Origin of the sequence: Arcobacter sp. LA11 (assembly GCF_001895145.1) — a bacterium.
Classification (GTDB): domain Bacteria; phylum Campylobacterota; class Campylobacteria; order Campylobacterales; family Arcobacteraceae; genus Halarcobacter.
In genome coordinates this window covers 1-16,859 of sequence record NZ_BDIR01000024.1, presented here as the reverse complement: position 1 = coordinate 16,859, position 16,859 = coordinate 1, and the positions used below count along the sequence as shown (strand labels likewise).

Genomic DNA, 16,859 nt, shown 5'->3' with positions numbered 1-16,859 from the left:
GTATTAGTTTTTTCATTTTTCCTACTTATTTATAGGTATTTTATTGTATATTTTTTATTAAAAAAAAAGGCCAGTTTCTCAACTGACCTTTTCCCTTTGCTATGTGAATTTCTACAGTCTAGATTCGTATCTTCTAAGCATGTATAATCTTTTAAGCATTTTCTTTCTAGCGTTAATTTTTTGTTTTTTTCTGATCTCTGTCATTGGTTCAAAAAATCTTCTAGCTCTAGTTTCAGTAACAATTAGATTTCTATCACATTGTTTCTTAAAACGTCTGTATGCTTCGTCAAAAGATTCACTATCTTTTACTTTAATGCCTGGCATGTAAAGTTCACCCTCTTTCTTTTAAATTTAGGGTTGCATTATATTTAAAGTTTACTTAATTTCAATTTAACTATAGAAAAGATATAATAATAAACAAAATTAAAAGGCTTTATATTGAATTTAACGCATTTAGATGAAAATGATAGACCAAAGATGGTTGATGTTTCTGATAAAAGTGAAACAACAAGAGTTGCTGTAGCTTCTGGAAGAATTAGTATGTCAAAAGAGGCTTTCACTGCAATTATGGATAATAATACTAAAAAGGGTCCTGTAGTCCAAACTGCTGTTATAGCAGCAATTATGGGGGTGAAGAAAACAAGTGATTTAATACCGATGTGTCATCCTTTATTATTAAGTGGAATAAATTGTGATGTTGAAGAGTTACCTGAACTTCCTGGATTTAAATTAATGGTGACAGCTAAACTTAATGGTCAAACAGGTGTAGAAATGGAAGCTTTAACAGGTGTTTCTGTTGGATTACTTACAATTTATGATATGGTTAAGGCAATTGATAAATCAATGATAATTTCTGAAGTTCAGCTTGAAAAGAAAAGTGGTGGCAAAAGTGGAGATTTTCTTAGAGAGAGTGCTGGGGAACAAAATTAGATGATTGATTTAAATCAGCATAAGCTTGAGTTAGATTACCCTTGTTCTTGGAAATATAAAATTGTAATACTTGAAACTGTGAATGTTAAAAATATTTCAAAAGATATCTTTGGAGAAAGAGAACATTCTGTTAAAGAATCAAAAGTAAGTAAAAAGGGTAAATTTAAAAGTTATTCTATAGAATTAATTGTGCATAATGAAGATGATAGAAAAGAGATTTATAGAGTTCTTGGTGAGCATAAAGAAATAAAGATGGTTTTATAATAGGTTATAAATGAAAAGACGAGATTTTTTTAAATATTCAACAGCAACTGTAATTTTACCAACTATTACTACAACACTTAATGCCACAAATACTTTTGTGGAACAACCAGTATTTCCAACACGTATATTAAAAACTAAACTATTAAATATTCCTAAAGAGAAAATTGTAGAAGAAAAAGTTGAAGTAGAAATAACGAAGCCCGAGATAAAAAAAATAGAACCTGAACCTAAAACTAAAATTGTAAAAAAAGATAAGTTTTTAGAAGAGAAATATATTAATGATTTTATTTCTGTTAGAGAAAAATTAAAGTTTGTTCAGTCTCATGTTGGTTATGGAAATTTCAATGTTTTGAGTTTTGATGAAATGCTGAGGATTGCTAAATACTCAAGTAAAACGAGTGCTTTTTCAAAAAGTGAATTAAACTTTTTAGAGTCTATTTTTTATTATGATCCTTCATATCATGGTTTCTATGGAGAAAGAATTTCAAAAAATATTACTGATAGAATCAATAAAAAAGATATTAATAAAATACCTAGAACTGGACATTACTTATTTAAAGGTGAGCCTGAAAAGATTTATCAAAAAATGAAAGATGATGTTGGAGAATCTTTAACTTTAACTTCTGGAGTAAGAAGTATTGTAAAGCAAACTAAATTATTTTTAGATAAGTTGGATTCAGTTGATGGAAATTTATCTATTGCATCTAAATCTTTAGCTCCACCAGCATTTACTTATCATAGTATTGCAGATTTTGATGTGGGTAAGAAAGGCTTTGGTTATGCAAATTTTACTCCTAGATTTGCATTAACAGAAGAATTTCTAAAAATGAGAAAACTAAAATATATCGATATGAGATATACTATAAACAATAAGGATGGTGTAAGGTATGAACCTTGGCATGTTAAAATTATTTAAACTATTTATTATTTCACTTTTTATTCAAAATTTATTTGCAAATACTCAAAGTTTCGATTTTGATTTTATTAAAAAAGGTATTCAAGATGATAATACTCTTTTAATTGTTGGTGGTATTCAAGGTGATGAACCTGGTGCTTTTATGGCTGCATCTCTTATTACTACTCATTATGAAATTAAAAAAGGTTCAGTTTGGGTTGTTCCAAATTTAAATTTTTATTCTATTATTAAACGTTCGCGTGGCCCTTTTGGGGATATGAATAGGAAATTTGCGGATTTAAAGATAACGGATCCAGATTATACTTCAGTACAAAGAATTAAAAAATATATTAAATCACCTGAAGTTAAGGTTATTTTGAATTTGCATGATGGGAGTGGTTTTTATAGAAAAGAGCATATTGATTGGTCTCATTCTCCTAATAGATGGGGACAAAGTTCAATTATTGATCAAGCAAATTTAGATATTGAAGCATATGGAAATCTTGAAGATATATCAAAAGAAGTTTGTGCTTATGTTAATGAGAATTTGATAAAGCCAAAGCATTACTATAGTGTTAAGAATACTCACACAAGAATGGGTGATAAAGAGATGGAAAAAACATTAACTTATTTTGCTATTAATAATGGAAAGGCTGCTTTTGGAAATGAAGCTAGTAAAGTACTTCCTTTGCATGAGAGAACTTACTACCATTTAGTTGCTTTAGAAAAATATATGGATATCATGGGAATTGAATTTGAAAGAAAATTTGAATTGAATTCTTTATCTGTTAAAAATGTTATTAACAACGATATTTATATCTCTTTTTATGATGAAAAAATTCAATTACCATTAAGTGAGATTAGAAATATTCTTAAATATTTTCCAATTAAAAAAGATGGAAGTTTAGAGTTTACTCCATCAAATCCATTGATGACAATTATTAAGAAAAATGGAACATATATGATTCATTATGGAAATAGAAAACTTGCAAATTTAAAACCTGATTATTTAGAAATGGATAATGAACAAAAAATAGTTTCTATAAATATTGATGGAAAGAAAAGAAATGTAACTCTTGGTTCTATAATTGATGTAGAGAAGAGTTTTGAGATAGAACCTATTAAAAACTTTAGAGTAAATATCATTGGCTTTGTACAAAAGGGAAAACGTGATGAGTCTGGAGTAGAAGTAAATAGAGATAAAATTCAAAAAAGATTTTCTATTGATAGAAATGGAAAAATATTTAGAGTAGAATTTTATAAAGATAATAAGTTTGCGGGTATGGTTTTAGTAAATTTTGATAAAAATAGAAAAATGAGAGAGAGTGTTTCTCTTGTCTCTTCAAAAGAGAAAAGTGTTACAAATAATTTGTAACACTTTATAAATTAACTAATTCTTTTTTAGTTTTTTCTTGATTTAATTTTTTTATTGCTGTTTTATAAATTTCTTCAATTCTTTCTTCATCGTCATTAACTAAAGTTTTAATATCTTCAATACTTTTATTCTCTTCTTTTGCTATAAAAACTTTTAATTCTTTTTTAGTAAATTTTCTTTTTAAAACTTCTCTTAATTCGTCTTCATCTTTTAATCTACCAACTAGTTTGTCAATATTTGATAGTAATGCTTTTTCAAAATTCAATAATTATCCTTTTCTATCCATGTATTTAATGTTTCAATATCTTCATAAGAAGTTAAGTCTAACATTATAGGGGTAATTGAGATATAGTTTGCTTTAATAGCCTCAAAATCACAATCTTTATCTACACTTTCTTGCCAAATAAGAGGATGTAAACCAATCCAATAGAATTCTTCACCTCTAGGATTTAAATGCCTATGAGTGTCATTTCCATATTCTCTAAATCCAGCTTTTGTAATTTTAATTCCTTTACACTCTTCTATGCTAATTGGAGGAATGTTAATATTTAAAAATCTTCTTTGTGGTAAAGGGAAGGTTTCTTCTAAAATTTGCTTTGCAATATTTGTAATAGTTTTCTTTGCTAATGCAAAATCCCAACCATTTTTTATATCTAAACATTTATTTCTACATACTTGTGAGATGGCAATTGCTGGAACACCTTGAAGTACTGCTTCCATTGCTCCTGCTGCTGTTCCACTATATGTGATGTCTTCTCCCATATTTGCACCAATATTTATACCACTAATTACTAAGTCTGGTTTATAACCTTCTTTAAAAAGGTTGTTTAATGAGATAAATATACAGTCTGTTGGTGTTCCATCATCTATTTTATAATAGTCATCGTCCACATTTACCATTCTAAGAGGTCTGTCCAGTGTCAAAGAATGTCCACAAGCAGATTTATTACGTGCAGGTGCAACAACTGTGATTTTTGCTAATGGACTTAATGCTTCAATTAAAGCTTTTAATCCAATCGCATCAAATCCATCATCATTTGTTAATAAGATTTGTTTCATTCTACTATATATGCTCCCTCTATTTGGCCTATTAAGTTTTCAACATTTGTTGCTACTTTAAATCCTGTCTCTAGTTCTATATCTCCTAGTTTAGATTTAATGATAAGCCTTAATTCACGTTTACCTTGATTATGTGCAATAACTTCGAAAAGTTTATACATGATTGAGTCTTGATTAGAAAAAGGTATTGCAATTGTCATAGGTGGTTCAATTACTTCTTTTTGTTTTGTTTTTATTTTTTCTTTTTTAGCATCTTTTAGACTCTCTATTTTTAAGATATTCATTCTTGTAAAGTTTTCATCTTTTGAAATTTTTACTTTAAATGCAATAGGTTCTGAATCACTAGGATTTTTTAAGTCAACTCCAAAGTCTTCTTCTAGTTCTTTTATTCTATTTTCAAAAAGCATAAGTTCGATATTTCCATGTAAATCCATGATTGAAGCAATACCAAACTTATTACCTTTTTTAGAGATTTTCTCTACTATACTCTCTATTTTACCTACAAAAAGAGCTTGAGAACCATCAGCTATTTCATCAATTTCTGATGATAGTGTATATTTGATTTGATCTAATTGACTTCTATATTCATCAAGAGGATGTCCAGATACATAGAATCCTAAAGAAGCTTTTTCAAATTCTAGAATCTCTTTTGAACTATATTCTTCAAGATGTTCTAGTTCAATATCAACTTTTAGCATCTCATCATCTTCACCAAATAATGAGTTTGTTGTTTGTTTTCTTAACAACATTGCATCTTTAACTTTTTCGCCTATTTGTTCAATTTGTTCAAGCATTGCTTTTCGTGAATAACCAAAACTATCAAATGCACCAGCTTTTGTAAGTGATTCTATAACTCTTTTGTTTACTTTGCTTCCATCTATTCTTGAAATAAAATCAGATAAGTCTATAAAATCTCCGCCTTCATTTCTTGACTCTAGAATAGAGTTAATTGCAACATCTCCTGCACCTTTGATAGCACCCATTCCGAACATTACAACTTCTTTTTCTTCAAGTTTTGTTGCAGAGAATACAAGGTCTGATTTATTAATATCAGGTGGGAAAAGATCAAGTTCTAATCTTTTCACTTCATCTACATATTTTACAACTTTGTCGGTATTGTCTTTTTCAAGAGTAAGTAATGCTGCCATAAATTCAGATGGATAATATCTTTTTAAATATGAGGTATAAAATGTCACAAGAGCATAGGCTGCAGAGTGAGATTTATTAAATCCATAACCTGCGAATTTTACAATAAGGTCGAACAATTCTTCACAATGGCTTCTTACATATCCATTTTTTACTCCACCATCTGCAAACTCACCTTTTAGTCTATCCATCTCTTCAACAATCTTTTTACCCATTGCCCGTCTTACTAAGTCGGCACCACCAAGGCTAAATCCACCAATAGTTTGCACAATCTGCATAACTTGCTCTTGGTAAACAATAACTCCATAAGTTGGCTCTAGAATTGGACGTAATGGTGCATCAAACTCATCGTAGAAGTAGTCAATTTTTGCACGACCATGTTTTCTATCGATAAAATCATCAAGCATTCCTGACTCCATTGGACCTGGTCTATATAAAGCTAGAACGGCAATAATATCTTCAAAATTATCTGGTTTTAGTCTTTTACATAAATCTTGCATACCATCTGATTCTATCTGGAATAGTCCAATTGTATTACCTGTTTGGATTAGGTCATAAACTCCTTTGTCATTTACATCTGCTGTAAGGAAGTCTATTCTTTTTCCATGTCTTTTTTCAATAAGTTTTAAACCTTCTTCAATTACGGTTAGAGTTTTAAGACCTAAGAAGTCAAACTTAATCAAATCTACATCTTCAACATATTTACCATTGTATTGTGTTGCAAGTGTATCTAATCCAGAAGGCTTAAATAAGGGAGTTTTATTCCATAAGGGTTCATTTGAGATAACAACACCCGCTGCATGTGTTCCGGCATTTCTATTTAGACCTTCAAGAGCTAAGGCATATTCCCATACACGTGCAGCTTGAGGATCTGCATCACAAAGTTCTTTTATTTTTGGTTCTTTTTCCCAAGAGTTTGTAAGATCAATTCCTAATTCATCTGGAATAAGTTTTGCCATTGCATCTGCTTTTGCATATGGCATATCAAGAACTCTTGCAACGTCTCTAATTACCCCTTTTGCAAGAAGTTTACCAAATGTGATAATTTGTGCAACATTGGCTCGTCCATATTGTTCAACAACATAATCAATAATTTCCCCACGTCTTGCTTGACAGAAATCCATATCAATATCTGGCATAGAGATTCTTTCTGGGTTTAGGAATCTCTCAAAAAGTAATCCATAAGGCATAGGGTCAATATCGGTAATTTCTAAAGAGAAGGCAACTAAAGAACCAGCCGCAGAACCTCGTCCAGGACCTACTGGAATCTTCATCTGTTTTGCAACAATTACGAAATCCCATACTATTAACATATATCCTGGGAATTTCATATTATTGATAATATCAATTTCTACTTGTAGTCTATCTTTGTATTCTTGATGTTTTGATGGATCTACAATTTGAAGTCTTTTATCTAACCCTTTCCAACATTCGTGAATAAATAAAACTTTATCATTTTCAAGTGAATATTCTAGCTCAGGTTCTGGTAAAGCAAGGTCTTGTTCTTCTGATTTTTGTCTTGTAAATTTGAAGTTTGGTGGAGTAGGGTCTCCTAGTTTGATTTCTAAATTACATTTATCAGCTATTTCTTGTGTTGCATGAATTGCTTCTGGAATATCAGCATATAGTTTTGCTATTTGTTCTGGTGATTTTAAATAAAATTCATGAACAGAGTGTCTTAATCTATTTGGGTCATCGTAAAGTTTATTCATAGCAATACACATGAATGCCTCATGTGCATCGGCATCTTTTTGATTTAAATAGTGGGTGTCATTTGTAGCAACAAGTTTTATTCCCGTTTCTTGTGCAATTTTAAGAATTTGGTCATCAACAAAGTGCTGGTCACCAATACCATGTCTCATAATTTCTAAATAAAAGTCATCTCCAAAAATATCATGATATTCTAAGGCAATCTCTTTTGCTCTTTCATATCCTAATGCCCCATTTTTTACATTTCTTTGATTTTGTAAGTTTAAGTGCCAATTTATCTCACCTTGTAAACAAGCTGCACTACAAACTAATCCTTCAGAGTTTTCTCTTAAAAGTTTTTTATTTATTCTTGGGTAATAATAAAAACCATGCATATACGCTTGGGAACTTAAGAACATTAGATTTTTATATCCTGTTTGATTTTTAGCATAAAGACATAAGTGAAATCTTTGTCTTGTCGTTTTATCACCTATTTCTTCATTGTTATGAATATAGGCTTCCATTCCAATAATTGGTTTGATACCTTCTTTTTTCATTGCATTATAAAAATCAATAGCTCCAAACATGTTACCATGGTCTGTCATAGCAACTGAAGTCATACCCATCTCTTTTACTTTTTTAGCAAGGGGTTTGATTTTATTGGCACCATCTAATAGCGAATATTCTGTATGTAAATGTAAATGTGTAAATTGAGGAATTTGTGACATGATAAAACTTTATATTTTAAATTGATGTCAGAGTATATCTAAAAAATGTTTTTGTGCTTCTTTATATCCTAAATTAAAACATTCATTTAATTCTTTGAAAGTGAACATTTTAAAATTTAGTATTTTTTGATTTGTAATATAATAGTCTGAATGTTTTATGGAGTAGTTTGCATTGTCAATCCAGTGAGAAAAAAGTTTTCTTTTGGCTATTTTTATTGGATTGAAGACTCTTTTTTTTGTAGTATATTGTCTTCTTGGCATAAGGTCTATACTACAAATTTCGTGTTTTGTTTCTAGAAAAGGTCTAATAGGAAGATTGTCAATTAGTCCTCCATCTATTAAGTATTTTTTTTCATAATTTATTGGTTTGAAAAGAGGAACTAGAGCGCTTGAAGCTATACATAAAGTATGTGTATCTCCTTGGTCAAAATAGTGAAGTTTTTTTTGTTTTATATCATAGGCATTTACAAATACTTTTTTGGGAATATCTTCTAGTTTTGCAATGGGCAGTAAATCATTTAAAAGAGGGTGATTTGTATCAATTTTTATAAGGCCATTTTTAAAATAGTTAAATTTTAGTACTTTTTTTACTTCTTTAGATGAAAATATTTTAAGTTGTTCTTTTGCTTTTACTCCACTTGCATGTGAAGCTGAAATAATAGCTCCAATGGAACTACCTGAATATGCATCTATTTGAATATTGTTTTCTTCAATATAGTGTAAAATTCCTAAGTGAAAAGCTCCACGTGCAGCTCCTCCACTTAATACTAATGCAAGACTCATTTTTCCAACCAGTTAATTATTTTAAACTCTCCATCGAATGTTTCAACAATAGCAGTACAAGACTCTACCCAGTCACCACAGTTTAAGTACTCTATAGTATCCACTTCTCTCATCTCTGCTTTATGAATGTGTCCACATATTATGCCATCATATCCTTTATGTTTTGCATGTTTTGATAAAGTGGACTCAAAATCAGTGATAAAAGAAACGGAGGTTTTAACATGGTCTTTTACGTATTTTGAAAGTGACCATTTTGATTTTATTCCAAGTCTTAATCTTATAACGTTTAGAATTTGATTTATATTTAAAAGTAAATCATATCCATAATCTCCAAGAACTGCTAGCCATTTTTTTGTCATAGTTATTGAATCAAAAAAATCTCCATGGGTGATTAAGTATTTTTTTCCATTTATGGAGGTGTAATCAACTTCATTTTTGATATCCATTGAATCACCAAGAACAAGAGGAACAAAAGGTCTTAAGAATTCGTCATGGTTACCTGTGATAAAAGTAACATTGCAACCTTTTCTAGCTTTTTTTAGGATTTTTTGTATTACATCAGAATGTGTTTGAGGCCAAATAAATTTACGTTTTATAGCCCAACCATCGATGATGTCTCCTACTAAATATAGATTTTCACTATCGTTGTGTTTGAAAAAATCTAGAAGTCTTTGCGTATTTGAAAATTTTGTACCTAAGTGTACGTCTGAGATAAATATGCTTTTGTATTTCATAAGAGTGATTTTAATAGATGATGGTTACATCTTAATAACATGTAAACAAATTGTAATTGTATTTAAATAAGATTTATAAATGAAAGATATAAAAATATGTTTAGTTAGTGATACGGTATATGATGTAAATGGTGTTTCAAGGTTTATTCAGGATTTTTCAAAAGAGGCAATTAAATATAAAAAAGAGTTTTATGTTATTAGTTCTACTGAGAAAAGTTATGATGAAGAGATTCCAAATATTTTTAATATAAAACCATTGTTTCGAATGAAAATGCCTTTTTATAGGTCTTTAGATTTAGTCTTTCCTTCTTTTTTCAAAATAAAATCAAAAATAAAAGAGATAAATCCAGATCTTCTTCATATATCAACTCCAGGGACTATTGGTCTTTGTGCTTTGATAAGTGCAAGAATTTTGAAAATACCTGTTGTAGGTATCTATCATACTGATTTCCCTTCGTATTTATACAAAAATACGCATAGTTTTCTTGTTAGGTTTCTTACTATTAAATTTTTGAAAAGGTTTTATAAAAACTATAAAGCACTTTTTTCTAGGTCAGAAGAGTATATGAGTATTATTGAAAAACAGTTAAATTTTTCTAGAGATAATTTGTATCTATTAAAAGCTGGAATAAATATAAATAGTTTTGATAAAAGTTTTAAAGATGATTCTTTATGGAATGAGTTTAAAATAGATAAAAATAGTTTCAAAGTCTTATATGTAGGGAGAATATCTGTTGAGAAAAATGTTGATAAGTTGATTAAATATTGGAAGAAGTTTTTTTCTTCTAATATGCAGTTAGTTTTAGTAGGTGATTGTGAACTTGAAGTAGATATGGAAGAATTAAAGAATTTTAATATAAATTTTCTAGGAAGACAAAAAGGGATAGATTTATCAAAAATATATGCATCTAGTGATTGTTTTATTTTTCCTTCAACTACTGATACATTAGGGCAGGTTGTTATGGAGGCTATGGCTTCAGGTTTACCTGTAATTGTTACAAATAAAGGTGGACCTAAAACTTTTGTAAATGAAGAGATGGGATATGTTTTAGATATAAATTCTATAGAAGAAGTTTCAAAGGCTATAGAAGAGTTATCAAAAAAAGATGAGGTATATATTAAGAAAAGTCAAAAGGCCTATGAATATATGAGAGACAAGTCTATCTCTCATAGCTTTTTGGATTTTTGGGAAGATAATTTGAAGGTTTTTAAGTTATTGTAAAAGTTTATTATTCTCTTTGCATTTCTTCAAAATAGATAGGTTTCTTTAATGGAAGTTTTTCCCATATAGGTTTTCCATAATTATCTCCTAGATTTATAGTTTTTTGAATTTTCACTTTTTTGCTTAGATAATTAGTACTTATATTTTTCCCTTCTCCTGAACCTCTATGAAGCTCTCGAGACTCTATCCCTGCTAATATAAGTTTATTATTTTTATAAATAATTTGATATTTCTTATTGCCTGAACTCCAACTCCCCATGCTACACCAAAAATACTCATTAAGGAAAAGATTTTTATTTTTTATTTTTATACTATCAAAAGGATCATCACAGTTTGTGGCTTCATCAGAATATATAAAGTGTTTGTTTTGTGCAAAAAGTTTATAGTGATTATTTTCATTAAAATATATAAGCCAGATACGTTTATTTGAATTACTAGGTTTATGTGCAAACTCTCTTAGTTCTTCTATATTATTACTATCGACAAACTCGATAACTAAAGAGATATCTTCTAGATCATCATTATTTAAATATCCTTTAGTAATGTCTAATACTTGATATTTCTCTTTTAATGTTTTATTTAAGTTAATTAATAGTTCATAGTATGATGAATAACTATTTTGTATTTTCTTAGGAATCTTATTTTCTTTTTTATCAAAAAGCATTTGGGCTATATATGAAAGAAAGTGTTTATCAACATTTTTTTGTTCCAAATAAAAGCCGTTTTTAATTTTATTTTTTAAAATCTTTTCTGCATTTTGAGCATAGTTATAGTGTGCTACTTTACGACTTGGGAAATTTAATAAAATGTCTGTAAGAATATTTAATGACATAGTATAAGCTTTTTGTTTATACATATAATAGGCTATATTATTGTAACTCTCTACATTTTTGATATTCATAGGAAAAATATTTTTTAATTCATAATAAAAGTTATCACTATATTTTTTAGTATTCTTTTTTATATATTTTTCTAATTTTTGAATTGAATTTATATGATTATAGTGTAGATACTTAGTACATTTATCAAAAGTAATATATGGGTTCATACTATTTCCATAGTTTTGAATTACAAATGAATAGCTATTTTCTAAAAGTGCTTGCGTATTTCCTAGTATTTCTCCATTTATAAAATTATTATTATCACCAGTATTATAATATTTACGATGTAGGTTTTGAAATTCTAAATATGTATTTTCTTCTAAAATATTTATTTTATGTTTTTTAGTATTCTTATGATTTAAAAGAGTGTAAGAGCTACCATATTTATCACTTTTTATTACAAATGAAATACTACATTCATTACTAATATAAAGTCCATCAGTTATAGGAGAATCAGCCCATAAGCTTATTGCTAAAATTAAAATAGTTAATAATCTTTTCATTATTTCAAACATTTATAATTTTTAAGACTTAACTTTGAGGAATTAAAAATAAATTCTTTTTTCCCTAGTTTAATTAGATATTTATTTGATATTCTACTCCAAATACCTTTGTTTCCCTTACTATCTAGCGTATCACAAGTTTTTCCAAGATAAATTTTATATCCTTCTCTATTAGTTAAAACGATACCATCTTTATTTTTCTGAATAATATACTCAATATCATTTATCTTAATCATATTATATAATGAATCAGAATAAAGTAAAATGCTTGTTGCTCTTTTTAAATTAAAACATAAATGATTAGGATTAATATTATCCTTTCGAAAATTCTCCATAGCTATTTCTCTAAATTCATTAAAGTTAAAATATTTAAAATATCTCATTCTAGAATCTATATGAACCATAGTATAATAGTTAAACATTAATAATAAATTTGGATTAGAACAAATATACTTGTCTAAACTTGTTGATTGTTTATTGCATTGTATATAGTTTCTTTGCAAGAAATAGTCATCTGAAAGTATTATTTCTTTTTCTTGTTTATTTAAACATTCTGCAATTAAATAGTTTGATATAATTAATAGTATTATATATATTTTTAAATTCATTCTATTTATCTAAAACTTTAACTTTGCATAATATTGATTCTTTTAGTTGATGTTGAAGAACCAAATAGTTCTAGTAGTTTTGTGAAGAATGTTTTTTCTTCTTTTATTACTTCTATTTTTGAGGTGTTTTGTTGTTTATTTATAGTTTTACTGGAAATTTTAGAATTATCTATTATTTCTAAAACTCTTTTGGGTACTTTTTTCTCTTTATTTTTTTCTTTCATTTGTTTTACATATATTTTATAATTTTCTATAGCTTTTTCTTTATTTCCACTTTTTAAATATGAATCTCCTAGGTTTATATATGCTACGGTTCTATTTGGATATTTTTCTATGATTTTTTCTAGTAGGTATATTGATTCTTTATATGCTCCTGCTTGTTCTAGGTAGTAGGCTATATTGTTGTATTGAGTAAGGGTTTTATGTAATATTGGAATTTCATTTAAGATATCTTTTATTGTATTAATATTAAAAGAACTATCTTTAAAAGTAAATAAAAGTTTATGTTTTTTTGCATACTGAGATGTTATAAATTCTTTAAGAGAATTTAGAATAACACTTGAACTTAGATTAATAGAATTATCTAGTTTAATCATATTCTTATACTTTTTATATAGATAATGAAGTTCTTCACAGTAAAAATCTCCTTCATATCCATTATATTTCCCCTCATAATTATATATTTTTAAAAGAAAATTACCATATGTCTTATATATACTCATTTTATAGTGTTCAGCATAAACTCCACATTTTTTATCTAAAGCAGGAAGATTCATTAAGCTTCTTGTTATAACATAATGTATTTTTTTTTCTGAATTAAAATAAATTTTATCTATATTACTATAATGAACATCAACTAAATTATTATTACCTTTATAATATATAGATGTTATAAAAAAATCCTTTTTCTTTAAGGTATAATCTTTATTATCTGATAAATTAATTAAATTTAAATTTGCGTAAATATTACTTGTTATGATAAATAAGAAAAGTATAATATTTTTTATCATTTTTTTAGTTCCTTTTTATTTTTTAATATTTCAAAAGCTTTTTTTGTATATTTTTTTATAAACCTAGCCATTGTCTCCAAAATACTTTTGGTGTCCCATCTTCTTTTAAGCATGATTTCCCATCTCTTAATTGATGTATATTTCTAGGTGAACATTTTTTAATTTGATCTTCATCTATTGTTATGTTTTTTAAATTTGGATTTTTTGCTAGTACACTTATATCATCTACATTTGTATACTCTAAGTCTACATATTTAAGATTAGTCAATTTCTTAAGAGGGGTAATATCATTGATTGGGTTTTTATATAAATTTATAGATGTAAGTGCTATATAATTTGATACTACGTTTATATCTGTAATTTGATTTCTTCCAAAGTCTACATTAGTTAAATTCTTTAAATCAGTTAAACATGAAATATCTTTAATATTATTGTTAAGTAAACTTAAATCTCTAAGGTTTGTTAATTTATTTAAAGAGCATATATTATCAAGATTTGAATAAGAGAGAGAAATCATCTCTAAATTTTCTAATTCTTCAAGAGGCTTTAAATCAAATTTTTTATCAGTACTTAATGACAAAATTTTTAATTTTTTTAAATTTGATAAAGGAGATAAATCTCTTATATTATTTTTACGTAAAGTTAAATCAGTTAAATGAGGGAAATAACTCAAGGGAGTCAAGTCCGTAATATTTGCATTTGTAAGTTGAATAAATGTTCTTCTCTTTATAAAATTTTCTAATCCAAAACATTGTTCTTCCCAAGTTTTATTTTTATGAGCTTTATATTTTTTTAGTATAGCTTCTAAAGTGTGTTTTTGAGAAGATGTTGGATTCTCACACATCTTTATAAATTCACTTTTTGCAAATAATATATTTGCAAATAAAAGTATTGATATTAATATTTTTATCATTTTTTAGGTCCTAATCTTTTTAAAAAAGCTCTAACTTCTTCATGTAAAACTCTTCTACTTGTTGAGTGTGCTTCTATAAGTAATTATGGAATATTCTTACGAATTAAAACTTTAACTTTGCATTATGTTAATATTTTTATCTGGTGATGATGATCCAAATAGTTCTAATAATTTTGTAAAGAATGTTTTTTCTTCTTTTTTTATTGATTCTATTTTTGAGGTATTAGTTTTTACTTCTGGTATAACTTTTAGTTCAGAACTATTTATTTCTTCTAAAACTCTTTTTGGTATTTTCTTTTCTTTATTTTTCTCTTTCATTTGTTTTACATATATTTGATAGTTTTTTATTGCTTCTTTTTTATTACCATCTTTTAGGTATGAATCTCCTAGGTTTATATATGCTACTGTTCTGCTTGGATATTTTTCTATGATTTTTTCTAGTAGGTATATTGATTCTTTATAATATCCAGCTCTTTCTAGGTAGTAGGCTATGTTATTTGATTTATTTAAATTTTTTATATCAAGAAATAAATATTTATCCATATATTCTATAGGCTTACATTTTTCATCTGTTAAATCATTAAATTCTATAATTATATTTTTTTTAATATATTCTTTTAGATACTCTATCCCTTTTTTATATATTAACGTCATTTTATTATAATTATATTCTTCTTTAGTTCCTATCTGTTTAATAAATATTTTTTCTTTGTTTTTCTTTGCTTCCAATATGTTAAATACTTTTAAAAAATTGAATTCTTTAAAAGATTTATTTTTAATGTAATCTTTTTTAATAAGATATTCTGACATTACTTCAAAATTACACATATTTAATTCTATATATTTAATATTATCTAATAAAAATTCTCCCTTTTTATAAGTAAATTTAAAAAAATACTTTTCAATATCTCCACCATTATTATTAGGCTTAGATAATGAAAGAATCATATCTTTATTATCTTTATTTACTAAATATCCACTATAAGGTCTATTTTTGAAATTTTCTAGTTTTTTTTCAATTACTAATTTATATTCATTATAATGATTTTTGGAATATATTTTTATTAGATTATATTCATTTTGATTTTTGGCAATATAATGTACGATTTTATCTTCTAATCCATCATTATTAAAATCAATTTTAATTTCAAATCCCAATTGGTATTTATTTTGAATATCATTAGAATTCAATAAACTAAATAAAACACAAATAATTAATATTAATTTCACTTTCTAATCCTTTAAAATAGTATAAATTTCTCTAAAGTAGTTTTTTCTTTTTTGTCTACTTTTTGTATAAAAATTAATCTTATCAGTTATTGAGTCAACAACATTATCACTATCACCATTATCAGCTTTTTCATTAAGCTTTTGCCATTCCCAGAATCCCATTGCAGAAAGCATTCCTTCTTTAGTATTCAATATACTATTAGGGTTAGTAACAATATCAATATTTAAATCTGATATTTTATTCTTAAGTATGTCATTAACCTTTTTATAATTACCTTTCCATGTTAATTGTAAAAAGCCCTTACCTTTATATTTAATACCTGATATATCACCACCTTTTTTTAATAAGAAATATCCATCTGTTCCACTACAACAGTATATTCTTTTTGCAATTTCATCTTGATTTGCTACTTGTTTATAATACCTACTTCCAGACTTTGTATATTTACTTTTTTCAAGTGTTGATAAACTTAAATATTGTGCCTTTGATATCTTCCCTTTATAACCATATAAATCTGCTTCATTTGGGTAATGATTAAAGTATCTTCCAAATAATGATTTTAAAGCACTTACTTTATATGTCAAGTCTTCTATATTACCTTTTAGAGTTTTTCCTACTTCAGCTTTTACATGCGCAAAGAAATGAGCAACTCTTAGTGGGGTATTTATCTCAAAATCATGACAGTATGTATTAAATAAGTCTAAAACTTCTTTTCTTTTATTTTCAGGAGCATCAGGAAAAATTTTATCAAATATTTCTTTTGTTAAACAACCTTTTTTAGAAGTTTTGAACTCCCCAACCAACCCAATAGGATTAAAATGATAAACATCATCACTTTTAGGAAACTCTTCTATATCCTTACACTCTGTAAAAAATGATAACTTATCT

Annotated in this window: 17 protein-coding genes; 5 read left to right on the top strand and 12 right to left on the bottom strand. The window is 26.9% G+C overall.

Going from position 1 to position 16,859, the window contains the following annotated elements:
- Nucleotides 1-111: 111 nt before the first annotated feature.
- Nucleotides 112-324 carry a 30S ribosomal protein S21 gene (rpsU, locus tag BT997_RS14950; RefSeq protein ID WP_071628030.1) on the bottom strand — a complete coding sequence of 71 codons (213 nt, stop codon included), beginning with the start codon at nt 322-324 and terminating at the stop codon, nt 112-114.
- A 114-nt stretch (nt 325-438) separates the two neighbouring features.
- Between rpsU and moaC the strand changes: the two genes are divergently transcribed.
- From moaC to BT997_RS14930, 4 genes are read left to right on the top strand one after another with little or no spacing between them, the layout of a single operon-like run.
- Entirely contained in the window at nt 439-930 is a 492-nt protein-coding gene (gene moaC / locus BT997_RS14945) for a cyclic pyranopterin monophosphate synthase MoaC (protein WP_072682734.1), read from the top strand.
- Nucleotides 931-1,194 (top strand): DUF493 domain-containing protein, encoded by a 264-nt coding sequence (locus BT997_RS14940; protein ID WP_072682733.1) that lies wholly within the window; start codon nt 931-933, stop codon nt 1,192-1,194. It abuts the gene before it with no gap.
- Between the two features lie 10 nt (nt 1,195-1,204).
- A complete protein-coding gene (locus BT997_RS14935) occupies nt 1,205-2,110 on the top strand; it encodes a M15 family metallopeptidase (RefSeq protein WP_072682732.1) in 906 nt (301 codons plus the stop codon).
- Entirely contained in the window at nt 2,094-3,464 is a 1,371-nt protein-coding gene (locus tag BT997_RS14930; RefSeq protein ID WP_258239502.1) for a M14 family metallopeptidase, read from the top strand. Before BT997_RS14935 ends, BT997_RS14930 begins: the two co-directional genes overlap by 17 nt.
- 4 nt (nt 3,465-3,468) lie before the next feature.
- Here the strand turns inward: BT997_RS14930 and BT997_RS14925 are convergent, their stop codons facing one another.
- From BT997_RS14925 to BT997_RS14905, 5 genes are read right to left on the bottom strand one after another with little or no spacing between them, the layout of a single operon-like run.
- A complete protein-coding gene (locus BT997_RS14925) occupies nt 3,469-3,729 on the bottom strand; it encodes a hypothetical protein (protein WP_072682730.1) in 261 nt (86 codons plus the stop codon).
- Nucleotides 3,726-4,523 (bottom strand): 5'/3'-nucleotidase SurE, encoded by a 798-nt coding sequence (gene surE, locus BT997_RS14920; RefSeq protein ID WP_072682729.1) that lies wholly within the window; start codon nt 4,521-4,523, stop codon nt 3,726-3,728. Before surE ends, BT997_RS14925 begins: the two co-directional genes overlap by 4 nt.
- Nucleotides 4,520-8,086: a DNA polymerase III subunit alpha gene (dnaE, locus tag BT997_RS14915; protein ID WP_072682728.1), complete on the bottom strand. Its 3,567-nt coding sequence runs from the start codon at nt 8,084-8,086 to the stop codon at nt 4,520-4,522. Before dnaE ends, surE begins: the two co-directional genes overlap by 4 nt.
- 27 nt (nt 8,087-8,113) lie before the next feature.
- Nucleotides 8,114-8,869, bottom strand: coding sequence for a patatin-like phospholipase family protein (locus BT997_RS14910; protein WP_072682727.1), 756 nt, complete (start codon nt 8,867-8,869; stop codon nt 8,114-8,116).
- Nucleotides 8,866-9,603: a UDP-2,3-diacylglucosamine diphosphatase gene (locus BT997_RS14905; RefSeq protein WP_072682726.1), complete on the bottom strand. Its 738-nt coding sequence runs from the start codon at nt 9,601-9,603 to the stop codon at nt 8,866-8,868. The genes BT997_RS14910 and BT997_RS14905 overlap by 4 nt, the downstream gene beginning before the upstream one ends.
- Nucleotides 9,604-9,682: 79 nt before the next feature.
- Between BT997_RS14905 and BT997_RS14900 the strand changes: the two genes are divergently transcribed.
- Complete coding sequence (locus BT997_RS14900) at nt 9,683-10,825, top strand: glycosyltransferase (protein WP_072682725.1); 1,143 nt, start codon at nt 9,683-9,685, stop codon at nt 10,823-10,825.
- A gap of 7 nt (nt 10,826-10,832) precedes the next feature.
- On the opposite strand, the gene BT997_RS14895 is transcribed toward BT997_RS14900, so the two are convergent.
- The 6 genes from BT997_RS14895 to BT997_RS15620 all read right to left on the bottom strand — a co-directional run.
- Nucleotides 10,833-12,209, bottom strand: coding sequence for a hypothetical protein (locus tag BT997_RS14895; RefSeq protein WP_143145215.1), 1,377 nt, complete (start codon nt 12,207-12,209; stop codon nt 10,833-10,835).
- Nucleotides 12,209-12,817, bottom strand: a complete 609-nt coding sequence (locus tag BT997_RS14890) for a hypothetical protein (protein WP_072682723.1) — start codon at nt 12,815-12,817, stop codon at nt 12,209-12,211. Before BT997_RS14890 ends, BT997_RS14895 begins: the two co-directional genes overlap by 1 nt.
- A gap of 17 nt (nt 12,818-12,834) precedes the next feature.
- Complete coding sequence (locus BT997_RS14885) at nt 12,835-13,827, bottom strand: M48 family metallopeptidase (RefSeq protein ID WP_072682722.1); 993 nt, start codon at nt 13,825-13,827, stop codon at nt 12,835-12,837.
- Nucleotides 13,828-13,882: 55 nt separating this feature from the next.
- Nucleotides 13,883-14,740 (bottom strand): leucine-rich repeat domain-containing protein, encoded by an 858-nt coding sequence (locus BT997_RS14880; RefSeq protein WP_072682721.1) that lies wholly within the window; start codon nt 14,738-14,740, stop codon nt 13,883-13,885.
- Between the two features lie 111 nt (nt 14,741-14,851).
- On the bottom strand, nt 14,852-15,970 hold the full coding sequence (locus BT997_RS14875; RefSeq protein ID WP_072682720.1) for a tetratricopeptide repeat protein: 1,119 nt from the start codon (nt 15,968-15,970) through the stop codon (nt 14,852-14,854).
- 3 nt (nt 15,971-15,973) lie between these two features.
- Nucleotides 15,974-16,859 (bottom strand): hypothetical protein (locus tag BT997_RS15620; protein ID WP_258239501.1); only part of this gene is annotated, 886 nt, incomplete at its 5' end.